This is a genomic window from Kribbella sp. NBC_01245, assembly GCF_036226525.1.
GTDB lineage: Bacteria > Actinomycetota > Actinomycetes > Propionibacteriales > Kribbellaceae > Kribbella.
In genome coordinates, this window is record NZ_CP108487.1 from 7,668,246 (window position 1) to 7,681,138 (window position 12,893).

Annotated in this window: 12 protein-coding genes; 7 read left to right on the forward strand and 5 right to left on the reverse strand. The window is 68.0% G+C overall.

Annotated features, from left to right (window positions below):
* The first annotated feature begins 312 nt into the window (after nt 1-312).
* The 3 genes from OG394_RS35190 to OG394_RS35200 all read left to right on the forward strand — a co-directional run bounded on the left by OG394_RS35190 (nt 313) and on the right by OG394_RS35200 (nt 4,631).
* Nucleotides 313-1,092 carry an isoprenyl transferase gene (locus OG394_RS35190; RefSeq protein WP_328991540.1) on the forward strand — a complete coding sequence of 260 codons (780 nt, stop codon included), beginning with the start codon at nt 313-315 and terminating at the stop codon, nt 1,090-1,092.
* A gap of 1,375 nt (nt 1,093-2,467) precedes the next feature.
* On the forward strand, nt 2,468-3,808 hold the full coding sequence (locus OG394_RS35195) for a PhoH family protein (RefSeq protein ID WP_328991541.1): 1,341 nt from the start codon (nt 2,468-2,470) through the stop codon (nt 3,806-3,808).
* A gap of 133 nt (nt 3,809-3,941) precedes the next feature.
* Nucleotides 3,942-4,631, forward strand: coding sequence for a hypothetical protein (locus OG394_RS35200; RefSeq protein ID WP_328991542.1), 690 nt, complete (start codon nt 3,942-3,944; stop codon nt 4,629-4,631).
* On the opposite strand, the gene OG394_RS35205 is transcribed toward OG394_RS35200, so the two are convergent.
* Together OG394_RS35205 and OG394_RS35210 are read right to left on the reverse strand one after the other, a co-directional pair.
* Nucleotides 4,628-5,284, reverse strand: a complete 657-nt coding sequence (locus OG394_RS35205) for a DUF402 domain-containing protein (RefSeq protein WP_328991543.1) — start codon at nt 5,282-5,284, stop codon at nt 4,628-4,630. The genes OG394_RS35200 and OG394_RS35205 overlap by 4 nt on opposite strands.
* The gene (locus OG394_RS35210; protein ID WP_328991544.1) at nt 5,281-6,672 is read right to left on the reverse strand and encodes a class II fumarate hydratase; all 1,392 of its coding nucleotides are present in this window, start codon (nt 6,670-6,672) and stop codon (nt 5,281-5,283) included. Before OG394_RS35210 ends, OG394_RS35205 begins: the two co-directional genes overlap by 4 nt.
* Nucleotides 6,673-6,750: 78 nt before the next feature.
* Here OG394_RS35210 and OG394_RS35215 point away from each other — a divergent pair, with 78 nt between their 5' ends.
* Complete coding sequence (locus OG394_RS35215; protein ID WP_328991546.1) at nt 6,751-7,131, forward strand: DUF3224 domain-containing protein; 381 nt, start codon at nt 6,751-6,753, stop codon at nt 7,129-7,131.
* On the opposite strand, the gene OG394_RS35220 is transcribed toward OG394_RS35215, so the two are convergent.
* From OG394_RS35220 to OG394_RS35230, 3 genes are read right to left on the reverse strand one after another with little or no spacing between them, the layout of a single operon-like run.
* Nucleotides 7,116-7,766, reverse strand: coding sequence for a spermidine synthase (locus OG394_RS35220; RefSeq protein WP_328991547.1), 651 nt, complete (start codon nt 7,764-7,766; stop codon nt 7,116-7,118). The genes OG394_RS35215 and OG394_RS35220 overlap by 16 nt on opposite strands.
* A 4-nt stretch (nt 7,767-7,770) precedes the next feature.
* A complete protein-coding gene (locus OG394_RS35225) occupies nt 7,771-8,910 on the reverse strand; it encodes an N-acetylglucosamine-6-phosphate deacetylase (RefSeq protein WP_328991548.1) in 1,140 nt (379 codons plus the stop codon).
* Entirely contained in the window at nt 8,907-9,665 is a 759-nt protein-coding gene (locus OG394_RS35230) for a glucosamine-6-phosphate deaminase (RefSeq protein WP_328991549.1), read from the reverse strand. Before OG394_RS35230 ends, OG394_RS35225 begins: the two co-directional genes overlap by 4 nt.
* A gap of 84 nt (nt 9,666-9,749) precedes the next feature.
* Here OG394_RS35230 and OG394_RS35235 point away from each other — a divergent pair, with 84 nt between their 5' ends.
* The 3 genes from OG394_RS35235 (at nt 9,750) to OG394_RS35245 (ending at nt 12,893) form a co-directional block, all read left to right on the forward strand.
* Nucleotides 9,750-10,754: a LacI family DNA-binding transcriptional regulator gene (locus tag OG394_RS35235; RefSeq protein WP_328991550.1), complete on the forward strand. Its 1,005-nt coding sequence runs from the start codon at nt 9,750-9,752 to the stop codon at nt 10,752-10,754.
* 145 nt (nt 10,755-10,899) lie between these two features.
* Entirely contained in the window at nt 10,900-11,889 is a 990-nt protein-coding gene (locus OG394_RS35240; RefSeq protein ID WP_328991552.1) for a Gfo/Idh/MocA family protein, read from the forward strand.
* A 2-nt stretch (nt 11,890-11,891) separates the two neighbouring features.
* On the forward strand, nt 11,892-12,893 hold the full coding sequence (locus OG394_RS35245) for a Gfo/Idh/MocA family protein (RefSeq protein WP_328991554.1): 1,002 nt from the start codon (nt 11,892-11,894) through the stop codon (nt 12,891-12,893).

Sequence of the window (12,893 nt, forward strand, 5' to 3'; positions counted from 1 at the left end):
TCGCTACCTCCGGGTGGCGGGCTGGAATCCCCCGCCTTCAGGCGGGTGGAGGACGTCAACGCATCCTCTCGGGGTTTCGCGCCGGGTCTGAGCAGTGGGCCGCAATACAGACCCTGAGCAGTTACCTACGCAACCGTAACCTACGCAACCGTAGGTTCCGGTTGCGTGCGTGTGAAATGTAGGCGATATCACCGCGACGCGCCCAACGCCGGCCGCCCAACGATCTGCGCTGATTGACAACTCAACAGCCCCTGCGTGCATCGAACATCTGGACTAGCCTCATCTCAACAAACGAGGAGAAGACTTCTGCCCATGCGGATCCCAGGCAAGCAGCAAGTGCGCAACGCGGTCTACGGCCTGTACGAGCGACGGGTGGCCCGGTCGTTCACCGCCGACCAGATCCCGCGGCACATCGGCGTGATCATCGACGGCAACCGGCGCTGGGCTCGCGCGGCCGGCGACCCGGTGTCCTCCGGGCACAAGGCCGGTGCCAGCAAGATCACCGACTTCCTGGAGTGGTGCGACGAGGTCGGCGTCAAGGTGGTCACGGTTTGGATGCTGTCGACCGACAACCTGACCCGCCCGGCCGAAGAGCTCGAGCCGCTGCTGCGCATCATCGAGCAGACGGTCGAGGAGCTGACCACTATCGGCCGCTGGCAGATCCACCCGGTCGGCGCGCTCGACCTGTTGCCGGCGCCGACAGCCGAGGCGCTCAAGGCCGCGGACGCCGCCACGCACAAGATCGACGGCATGCTCGTCAACGTCGCCGTGGGGTACGGCGGCCGCCGCGAGCTGGCCGACGCCGTCCGCTCTCTGCTGCTCGAAGAGGCAGCCAAGGGCATCTCGATCGAGGAGCTGGCCGAGCGGGTCGACGTCGAGCACATCGCCGAGCACCTCTACACCAAGGGTCAGCCGGATCCCGATCTCGTCATTCGTACGTCGGGGGAGCAGCGGCTGGGCGGTTTCCTGCTCTGGCAGAGCGCGCTGAGCGAGTTCTACTTCTGCGAGGCGCTATGGCCGGACTTCCGGCACGTCGATTTCCTCCGCGCAATTCGTAGCTACGCCCAACGTGAGCGCCGCTTCGGCACGTAGCACAGCCCGTCCGGCGTCGCAGGTGATAGGCGTACGTCGCGACGCCCAGCGCCAAACCCCACACGGTCCACAGCACGCCCGGGCCGTTCACGCCCCACAGGCCCGGCTCGAACGGCAGACGCAGGTTCATCAGGCCGGCCGGCACCAGCGCCACGGCGACGACCGCCGCCGGGATGATCGCCAGCCTCGGTGGCACCGGCCGCCCGGCCCGGAACCAGATCCACCGGGGATAGACCTCACCCCACCGCTGGACCAGGCCGTGCGTGAGCAAGCTGCCGCCGATGCTGGCGAGCGCCATCGCGAGGCCGATCTCGAGCATGCCCGGCGTGTCCACCATCATCTGGTGGAACTCGTCGGTGATCCCGAGCGGCCAGCCGAAGTACCAGGCCACGCGAGTCAGCTCGTACGGGATGGTCGACAGTACGGCGATCCCGACGGCCCATCGTCCCCAGCGCAAGGCCTTGGCCGGGTCGACCTGGTTCGAGCCACAGGTCAGGCACGCCCCGCGGGTCCTGCGCTGGTAGGCCAGGGTGGTGAAGGCCCAGAGCACGCCGCCGACGAAGACGATCAGCAGGTTCAGCCGATGCCAGTACAGGATGTCGCCGAGTTCCTGCGGTCCAGGCACACCCGTGAAGGCGAACACCAGGATCGCCGGGGAGAACGCGACCATCGCGAGCAGGGTGTAATCCGGGATGAGCAGGGCCAACGTGACGGCCAGACTCCAGCCGAACACCTGCAAAGCGCGCCGGCCCCGGCCTTGGAAGGTCATCAGGAGGGCGGCGGCGCTGCCGAGTACGCCGAGCCCGAAGAGGAAGGGCCCGACAACGTGAACGGGGCTGCCTTCGAGCAGGGACAGCGTGGCGCGGTCCTCGTCGACCACGGCGAAGGGATAGCCCGGCGCGCCGAGTGCCCAAGCGAGGCCGGCGGCGCCGTACAAGAGGGACCACAGGGCGGTCAGGATGCCGGTGACGACCGGCCAGCGGGGGCTCATGGCACCCAGTTTTCGGTCCGGCGAGGTGCTCCCGGATCACCCCGGCGACGGAGTTCGTTCACTCCTGGGGATGAACGTTTACATGGCGTTAACCGGGTGGGCTGGCGTGTCGACCTGCGCGACTTGAACGCCGGTTCTACATTCATAGTGACGGTCGGAGGGGAAGCCGGTCGTCCGGGAGGCCCGATCAGATGAGAAGAGTCGACCACCACCCGGTGGCCCCATGAGCGGCAGATCGGTCTGCCGGAGACCTCGTTCGTTCTCGCTGGTTTCTGCTGTTGCCCAGAGGGGGTCTGCACCAGATCCCCGGGCCCTGCCCCGGTCCATCACCTGACACTGGTGGGCCGGGCGTGGTGTGCGTCGCGGCCCGAGAGGACGAACGACATGGCTGCCACCGCCAGGACGTCTAGCACCTCATCCACTTCCACCGGCTCCGGCCAGCGCACTTTTGTGCTGGACACCTCGGTCCTGCTGTCCGACCCGCACGCGTTACTGCGGTTCGACGAGCATGAGGTCGTGATCCCCGTGGTTGTGATCACTGAACTGGAGGGCAAACGGCATCACCCCGAACTCGGATACTTCGCCCGGACCGCCTTGCGGCTGATGGACGAACTCCGGATCCAGCACGGCCGCCTCGACGCGCCGCTGCCGATAGGGGAGAACGGTGGCACGATCCGGGTGGAGCTCAACCACACCGACCCGGAAAGCCTGCCGGCCGGATTCCGGCTCGGCGACAACGACAGCCGCATCCTCGCGGTGGCCTGTAACTTCCAGGCCGAGGGGCGGCAGGTCACGCTGGTCTCCAAGGACCTCCCGATGCGGGTCAAGGCCTCTGCCTGCGGCCTGTACGCCGAGGAGTACCGGGCGGAACTCGCCCTGGAGTCCGGCTGGACCGGAATGAGTGAGCTGGAAGTCCCGACTGCCGATGTGGACTCGCTCTACGAGGACGGTGTGCTGGACATTCCCGAGGGCCGCGACTACCCGACCCACACGGGTCTGGTGCTGCTGTCGGAGCGGGGCAGTGCGCTCGGCCGGGTGATGCCGGACAAGCGCATCCGCCTGGTTCGCGGTGATCGGGAGGCCTTCGGTATCCGGGGTCGTTCCGCCGAGCAGCGGGTGGCACTGGATCTGCTGCTGGATCCGGATGTCGGCATCATCTCGCTGGGCGGCCGGGCCGGTACCGGTAAGTCGGCGCTGGCGTTGTGTGCGGGCCTGGAGGCGGTGATGGAGCGACGGCAGCACAAGAAGGTGGTCGTGTTCCGGCCGCTGTTCGCCGTCGGTGGTCAGGAACTGGGCTATCTCCCCGGCTCGGAGTCGGAGAAGATGCAGCCGTGGGCCCAGGCCGTCTACGACACGCTCGGCGCGCTGACCAGCAGTGATGTGATCGACGAGGTGATGGATCGCGGCATGCTCGAGGTGATGCCGCTGACGCACATCCGCGGCCGCTCGCTACACGACGCGTTCGTGATCGTGGATGAGGCGCAGTCGCTGGAACGCAATGTGCTGCTGACCGTGCTGTCCCGGGTCGGCGCCAACTCGCGGGTGGTGCTCACCCACGACGTGGCGCAGCGCGACAACCTGCGGGTCGGACGGCATGACGGCGTGGTCGCGGTGGTGGAGAAGCTCAAGGGCCATCCGCTGTTCGCCCACGTCACGCTGACCCGGTCGGAGCGTTCGCCGATCGCCGCCCTGGTGACCGAAATGCTGGAAGACGTACAGCTGTAGAACCAATTGACGACTGGTTCGAAGGCCCCGCCGAAGTTGGCGGGGCCTTTACCATGCCCGCCTTGTGATCACGCTAGGTTTACGCCAGAGTATGTTCTCGTTGCATCCGTCGGGGTCGTTTTCGGAAGGACAGATGAAGGCGAAGCGTTCCCTCGCGATGGCCGCAATCGGCAGCATCGCCGCAGTATCTGTTGTGGCCGGCGTCGACATGTTCCGCACTGACGACGGTGTCACCGCCTCCGATCCGGTCTCGGGTCGTGCCCAGATGGCGGTGAACAGCCAGCGCGCCAAGGACAAGACCAGCCGGACGCCGCTGACCCCCGAAGAGCAGGCGGCCGAGGTGACCCGGCTGCGCAACCAGATCACGGCGATCGAGGCGGCCAAGCGCCGCAGCCAGGACCTGGCCACCATTCGCGGCAAGGCCCGTCGCGCCGCCGTCAAGCGCTACGCCGCCCTCTCGAACGCGCAGGACGACTCCCGCCGCGAGCGCGCCAGCCGCGACGCCGAGCGCAGGAAGTACGAGGGCACTCCGAAGGAGGTCGCCCGCAACCTGCTCGCCGATCACGGCTGGGCGCTGTCGCAGTTCCGCTGCCTCGACAAGTTGTGGACCCGCGAGTCCCGCTGGCGCGTCGACGCCGACAACCCGACCTCCAGCGCGTACGGCATCCCGCAGGCGCTGCCGGGCCGCCGCATGGCCGAGTACGGCAGCGACTGGCGAACGAACCCCATCACCCAGATCAAGTGGGGCCTCGACTACATCCAGGACGCCCACGGCAGCCCCTGCGAGGCTTGGGCCCACTCCGAGCGCAAGGGCTGGTACTAACTCACCAGTTCCTCGGCTATGTAGGAGACCTCATAGCCGGTCGGAGCCGTCGGGATGCGCCAGGACGGATCCGGGCGCCAGGCGAGCCATTCGCCGTCGAAGGGTGCGCGCCAGCGGGCGATCTCGGCTTCCGCCTGCTCGGCCCAGGACTCGACCCGCGCGACGGCCTCAGCGTCGTACGTGCCGAGCTTGAGGGCGGCGGCCAGCTCGTCGGTGTCCTTGCGGGTGATCCGGTGGTCGGGGGTGACGACCAGATCGAGTACGGCGTCCTCGGTGGTGAGCGTATTGCCCGAACGCTCGTGCGGGTGTTCGAGATTGACGTACCAGTTCGCGAACGAGCCGTCCTCGTCCCAGAAATGCCAGATCGACCACGGCACACCCGTCGGGGCGTACTTGAGAATGCCCGCTCCGCGCCAGACGTCGAGTTTGGCCACGCGTTGTGAGCCGAAGGCCGGATCGCTGTCCCAGTCGCGGATGTCCCGGCCGTCCGGCAGCACTGGACGCAGTATCGGCGTACCGGGTGCCAACCAGGCCGCGAGGCCGTCGGCATCGTCGCGGACGACCGTCATCGGGCGCACGTACTGCACGCCGTGTTTGCGGCCGTGGCCATGGTAGATCCAGTTGATCGTCGAGCCGGGCTCCCAATAGCTCATGGGCGAGTCATGGAGAGTACGTCGAGCGCAGCGTCGAGTTGTTCCTCGGTGAGATCGCCGTTGGCGACGTGGCCGTTCTCGATCACGACCTCGCGAATGGTCTTGCCCTGCTTGAGCGCGGACTTCGCGACGGCGGCGGCGTTCTCGTAGCCGATGTACTTGTTCAGCGGGGTGACGATCGACGGGGACGACTCGGCGAGGGCGCGCGCGTGCTCGACGTTCGCGGTGATGCCGTCGACACAGCGGTCGGCCAGCAGACGGGAGGTGTTGCTGAGCAGCTGGATCGACTCGAGCAGGTTGCGCGCGATGACCGGCAGCATCACGTTGAGCTCGAAGTTGCCGCCGGCACCCGCGACGGTGATGGTGGTGTCGTTGCCGATCACCTGGGCCGCGACCATCAGCGTGGCCTCGCAAATCACCGGGTTGACCTTGCCCGGCATGATGCTCGACCCGGGTTGCAGATCGGGCAGCGCGATCTCGCCGAGGCCGGCGCGCGGGCCTGAACCCATCCAGCGCAGGTCGTTGCAGATCTTGGTGAGGCTGACCGCGACCGTCTTGAGCTGACCCGACAGCTCGACCAATCCGTCCCGCGCGCCCTGCGCCTCGAAGTGGTCCGCGGCCTCGGTGAGCTCCAGGCCGGTGCGGCTGTTCAGCTCGGTGATGACCTTGGCGGCGAATCCCGGTGGCGTGTTGATCCCGGTCCCGACGGCCGTGCCGCCGAGGGGCAGCTCCGAGACACGGGGGAGGGTGGCGGTGACTCGGTCGAGGCCGCGCCGGATCTGGGCCGCGTAGCCGGCGAACTCCTGGCCGAGGGTGACGGGCGTGGCGTCCATCAGGTGGGTGCGGCCCGACTTCACCACCTCGGCGAACTCGGTGGCCTTGCGCTCGAGCGACTCCGCGAGATGGGTCAAGGCCGGCAGCAGGTCCTGCGTGACGCCCGCGGTAGCCGCGACGTGGATGGCCGAGGGGAAGGTGTCGTTGCTGGACTGGCTGGCGTTGACGTGATCGTTCGGGTGGACCTCGGTGCCTGCGCGGGTGGCGATGGTGGCGAGGACCTCGTTGACGTTCATGTTCGTCGACGTACCGGAACCCGTCTGGAAGACGTCGATGGGGAACTCCGCGTCGAACTCGCCCTTGCTGACCCGATCCGCGGCGGCGACGATCGCGTCCGCCTTGGCCCTGTCGATCACGTCGAGCTCGGCGTTCACCAGCGCCGCCGAGGCCTTGATCTGGGCCAGCGCGTGGATCAGGGCCGGGCTGAGCGGCTGACCCGAGATCGGGAAGTTCTCCACCGCACGCTGGGTCTGGGCCCGCCACAAGGCGTCCCGCGGCACCTTGACCTCGCCCATCGTGTCGTGTTCGATCCGGAACTCTTCGCTGTCGGCCATATCTGCAGCGTACGTCGACTCGCATTGTCGGAGGGCCCTGATACAACCGTTGTGAGCAACAAGACGCGAGGAGATTCGATGCAGTTCACCCAGGCTTTCGAGATCAGCAAGTGGGACCAGTCGACGTATGACGAGAGCGACGACGTGGTCCTCGGGCGGGCCATCGTCGGCAAGATCTTCAGTGGCACGCTGGAGGGCACCAGCTCGGCCGAACTGCTCATGGTCAGTACGCCGGCAGGTCCCGCGGCGTACACCGCGGTAGAGCGCTTCGAGGGCTCCCTCGACGGCCGGTCCGGCTCGTTCGTGATGCTGCACGGCGCCACGGCCGAGCAGACCACGTCACCGGGCCAGGTCCTGGCGAACACCGGCACGGGCGAGCTGGCCGGAATGACCGGCACGGTGACCTACGAGCACGACGAGGAGGGGCCGCGGATCACGCTGGATTACGAGCTGCCCTGATAGACGTAGTAGGTCTCGTCCCGGCCCTGCAGTTCGACCGGGACGGGTCTCACCCTGCTCTCGTCGTACGTCGTTGCCATCGCCCGCGCGAGGTGGTCCGAGTGGGATGACGACCAGACGGTGAGTACGCCGCTGCTTGGCTTTAGCGCGCTCCGGCAGGTGGCGAGGAATTCGCTTTCGTAGATGGCCGAATTCCCTTCGTACACAAGGAAATCGGGTCCGTTGTCGACGTCGAGCAGGATGCCGTCGAGGCTCTGCCCAGGTTGTTGGCCGACGATGTCCCGCACGTCACCTGGTTGGACCTCGACGCGCTCGTCGTCCAGGACGGAGGGGATCAAGCCGTCGCGCATCCACTGCACCAGGTCCGGCTCGATCTCGGCGACGATGATCCGTTGAACGCGCGGGTCTTTCAGCAGTGCCCGCACGGTGTAGCCGAGGCCGAGACCACCTACGAGAACGGTCAGACCCGTCGCCGTGTACGCCTCGAGGGCAGCCGTGGCGAGTAGTTCCTCGCTGCGCGTCTCCCGGTCGTCCATCACGAAGACGCCGTTGACCCGCAGTTCCAGCGCGCCATCGGAGCGCCGCCCGAGCCAGATCTCTCCTCGGTCCGACGTGGACCGTGCGATCTCCACCATCCGGTCATTCTTGCGGACGTGCCACCCGCACCGACTCGATGGTCAGCCTCGTATCGCCCGGCGCCCAGGCGAACCGCACCAGGTCCGCGGCAGCGCCGACCTCCAGCTTTCCCCGGCCACCAACGAAGCGGCCGGGATTCACCGTCGCGAGGCGGAGTGCGTCGCCAAGGCTCAACCGGGCGGCGCGGATGGCCTGAGCGACGCCGTCGGCCAGACCGCGTGCGGCTCCTGCCAGGTACGGCGTACCGGTGCGGGCGAGTCGGCCGTCCGGAGTCAGATCGACGCTGCCGCCGACTGGTACGTCGTACCGGCCGGGCGGCATCCCCGCCAGCGACACCGCGTCGGAAACCAGCAGCGAACGGTCCAGACCTTTCGCCCGGATCATCGCGGTCAACGTGTCATCCGGCAGATGGTGACCGTCGGCAATGAACCCGGCGGTCAACCGGTCATCGGCCAACTGGGTCCACAGGTAGTTCGGATGCCTGGGCAGCACGGCGTGCGCGCCGTTGCCGAGGTGGGTGCACAACCGCGCACCCGCGTCGACCACGGCGGTGAGCTCGGCCGGCGCGGCATGCGTATGCCCGATCGCCACGTGCACGCCACGATCGGCCAGCCAGGCGGTGTAGGCGGGAGCCTCTGCGTAGTGCGGCGACAGCGTCACCATGCCGATCAGGTCATCGCAGGCTGCCTGCCAAGCCTTGAACTCGCGCTCCGAAGGCGGGCGGATGTGCTCAGGATCGTGTACGCCGCGCGGTCCTTCCGCTGGGGAGATGTGCGGGCCTTCGAGATGGACGTACGGAATGGCATGCCGGACCGCCGGGTCGAACCGTCGAGCCGCGGCGAGCTGGGCCAGGGCGTGCGCGATGCGATCGTGGGCGGCGGTGATGATCGTCGGCACGAAGGTGGTCACGCCGTGGGCCCGCAAGGCGTGCGTCAGGTCGATGACCGTGCGTGGGCTGACGTCGTCGGCGTTGAGGTCGTGCCCGCCGAAGCCGTTGACCTGCAGGTCGATCAGGCCGGGCGTCAGCCAGCAGGGATCTTCCGTTGCGGTGGCCGGGTCGATGGCGACGATGCGGCCGCCATCGATCGTGACCGTGATGGTTCGGCCGGTGCCCGGATCGCGGCCGGTGACGGTACTGCTCATGTGTCCTCCAGGCCGGCGGCCGATTCCTGGTCCAGGAAGAGTCTGCAGGATGGGTGCGTCCGCAGCGCGGTCGCCGGGCAGGCGGCGCTGATCGGATCGGTCAGGGCCCGGCGTACGCTCTCGCGCTTGCGGGCTCCGGGCGCCACGCAGAACAGCTGCTCCGCCGCCATCAGCCGCGGCACGGTGAGCGTGATCGCCCGCGTCGGTACCTCGGCCAGAGTGGCGAAACAACCGTCGTTCACCTGCTGTCGACGGCAGGCGTCGTCCAACTCGACCACCTTGACTTCCTGCGGGTCATTGAGATCCGCGACCGGTGGATCGTTGAAGGCCAGGTGGCCGTTGTCGCCGATACCCAGGCAGACGAGGTCGATCGGCGCGGTGGCCAGCTCGGCGGCGTACCTGCGGGCCGCTCGCCAAGGGTCCTCGCCGGGCTCGATGAGGTGAACCGCGCCGAACGGCAATTGGTCGAAGAGGGTCGCGCGGAGCCAGTTGCCGAAGCGTTGCGGCGAGTCCTCGGGCACGTCGAGGTACTCGTCCATGTGGAAGGCGGTGATCCGGCTCCAGTCCACTCCGGGTGTTGCCGCGAGCGCGGTCAGCGTCTCCAGTTGACTCGGCGCGGCCGCGAACACCATGCGCAGTTGGGATTGCAGCGCGAGGCGGGTCTGGATGGCGGTCGCGATGGCACCGGCGGCGGCGCGGCCCATCGCGCCACGATCGGCCTCGACCTGGACCCGCAACGGCAGCGTCGTCGTCATAGCGGCCATCCTCCGATGCAACCGGTTGCACGTCAATCGGATGAATTCCTTTTAGTGCCCTGCGCCGGGCACTAGGCTGCGGGCATGGCTACGCGTACGCCGGGAGACGGCGTTCCGACGATCGGCACGGTCGCGGCCGAGGCAGGCGTCTCCAGGGCGACCGTGTCCCGGGCTTTCAGCCAGCCGCACCGGTTGCGCCCGGAGACGGTCGAGCGAGTGCTCGAGGTGGCCCGGCGGCTCGGCTATGCGGTCAATCCGATGGCGAAAGCCCTGTCCACCGGGCGATCCGGCAACCTGGCGCTGGTGGTGCCCGATATCGCCAACCCGTTCTTTCCGCCGATGATCCGCGCGGTCGAACGCCGTGCCGACCAGGCCGGGTATGCGGTCTTCCTCGGGCACACGGACGAGGATCCGGCCCGCGAGGACCTGCTGCTGACGCGATTCGCCAAGCAGGTGGACGGATTTGTCATCGCCTCCAGCCGGATGACCGAGGCCGACATCCGTGCGCACGCGGAGCGCCATCCGGTGGTGCTGATCAATCGCGACGTCTCGCGCATCGCCCGCGTCCTGATTGACACCACTCAGGGCGTCACGCAGGCCGTCGAGCATTTGGCGGAGCTCGGGCATCGCCAGATCGCGTATCTCGGTGGGCCCGGCCGATCCTGGTCGAACGGCGAGCGCCGTCGTACGGTCAAACGAGTCGGGCAGAAGGCCGGGCTGTCCGTGGCGATGGTGCCGGCGCGCCGATCGTCGTACGAGCTGGGTCGCGAGGCGGTGCCGGCGATTCTCGCGACGGGGGTCACCGCGGTGATCGCGTTCGACGATCTGCTGGCGCATGGAGTCCTTACGGGGTTGGCCGAACGGGGGATCGACGTGCCGGGGGAGTTCAGCGTCATCGGGTGCGACGACGTGCTCGCGGCGCAGACGTATCCGCCGCTCACGACCGTCTCGTCCCGCGCGGCCGAGGCTGGTGCGGCAGCGGTGGAGATGCTGGCAGGCCGCCTCAGTAGTGACGTGGCCGGCGTGGACAACCGGCTTCTGCTGGACACCTCGCTGGTCGTCAGGGCCACCACCGCCTCTGCACTCTAGAAACCGGTTGCACTGGCCAGCGATGTCCTGATTCGGCCGGTCCATCGGGCGTCTTCGTTCCCCCTGTTGCTGTTGGGTCTGTTCAGGTGGCAGGGGAAGGAATTCATGTCTTGACGTGCAACCGGTTGCACGATTGACTGCTGGAATGCCGACTTTGCGGAAGTCCTGCCGGCTTGCCGTGATCGGCGCGGCCCACGCCCATGTGAGCTACGCGCTGGATGAGCTGGCGTATCGCGACGAGCTCGTCCTGGTCGGCATCGCTGATCCCGACTCGCAGATCGCCGAGCGATTCGGCGTAGCGGCGTACAGCGAGCACCGGCGTTTGCTCGATGAGCAGAAGCCGGATGTCGTCATGATCGCGGGCATCTATGCGGAGAGGGCCGCAGCGATCGTCGACGCGCTGTACGCCGGTGCGCACGTGCTGGCCGACAAGCCGCTCTGTACGACGTTGGCCGGGCTCGAGGCGATCGAGAATGCCCAGCGGGAGACCGGGCGGATCGTCTCGCTGCTGCTGGAGAAGCGGAACTACCCCGAAACCCTGGCGGCACGTGCACTCCTTGCGGATGGCGCCTTGGGCGAGTTGGTCCAGGTCGCGTCGAGTGGTCCGCACAAGCTCAACCGCGCCACCCGGCCGGACTGGTTCCTCCAGAGGCAGACGTACGGCGGGATCCTGGGTGATCTCGCCGTACACGACATCGATCTCGTCCTGCTGTTGTCGGGAGCGACCGAAGGAACCGTGACGGGGCTCAGCGACGCCACGGATTTCGCGCTTTACGGATCGCTCCTGCTCAGGGCAGGGCCGGTCGCGGCGTCGATCGAGGTCAACTGGCTCACGCCCGCCGCGGCGCCGTACCACGGTGACTATCGGATGCGCCTGAGCGGGACCGAGGGCACCGCCGAGTTGTTCTGGGCGCAGGGTCGCCTGATCGCGGCGACCAGCGAGCGTCCGCCTTGGGAGGTGGACCTTCCGCCCGGTCGCCGTCCGGCCGCTGACGCGCTGGAGGCGTTGGCGGCAGGTCGCGAGCCGGAGTGCGGTACGGCGGCCGCCTTCGCGGCAACGCGGATCGCCTTGCTCGCCCAGCAGAGTGCCGATGCTGGTGGCCCTGTTCTGCCGTGGACGATCGAGAAGGAGTGACGATGAGGTTCGCAGTGGTGGGCGCGGGAGTGATCGGGGAGGTCCATGCCCGATTGATCGCGTCCCTGCCCGACGAGGCCGAGCTGGTCGCCGTGGTCGACCTGGATCAGTCCCGGGCGGCAGCGATCGCCGCCACGTCCGGCGGCGAGGCGATGAACGAGCTGGAGAAGGCCTGTGCCCGGGAGGACGTCGACGCGGTCAGCATCTGCCTGCCCAGTGGTGCGCACGCCGCCGCGGCGATCACCGCGCTGCGGGCGGGCAAACACGTCGTGGTGGAGAAGCCGCTCGACGTGACCCTTGCGGCGGCCGACCGGCTCATCGACGTCGAGCGGGAGACCGGGCTGACCGTTGCGGTGATCAGCCAGCGCAGGTTCCAGCACGCCTCGGCCTTTGTGCATCAGGCCATCGCGGACGGCAAGCTCGGGCGGATCACCGCCGGCATCGCGGAGTCGGCCTTCTGGCGCTCCCAGGAGTACTACGACTCCGGCGGCTGGCGTGGCACTCGCGCCCTCGATGGCGGCGGTGCCCTGATGAACCAGGGCATCCACGTGGTTGACCTGCTGCTGTGGATGATGGGCGAACCCGTCGAGGTGCAGGCGTACGCCGATCGGCTGGCCCACGAGCGGATCGACGTCGAGGACACCGTGGCGGCGACCGTCCGGTTCCGTAGTGGCGCGATCGGGTCCATCCTCGCCACCACCTCGGCGTACCCGGGTCGACCGGTGCGGCTGTCCGTGTACGGCGATCGTGGCAGCGCGGTCATCGAACACGAGGACCTCGCGTACTTCCACACGGCGGACGGTGATCCGGCTTTCGGCCCTTCTGACTCGCTGTCGGTCGATGACGCACACCGCGAGCAGTACCTCGACTTCATCCACGCCGTCCGCGATGCCCGGCGGCCGCTGATCGGTACCCAGGACGCCCGCCGCGCTCTCGAAGTGGTGCTCGGCGTCTACGAATCCGCGCGGACCGGGCGTCCGGTCCAACTCACCGGGAGAGAGTGA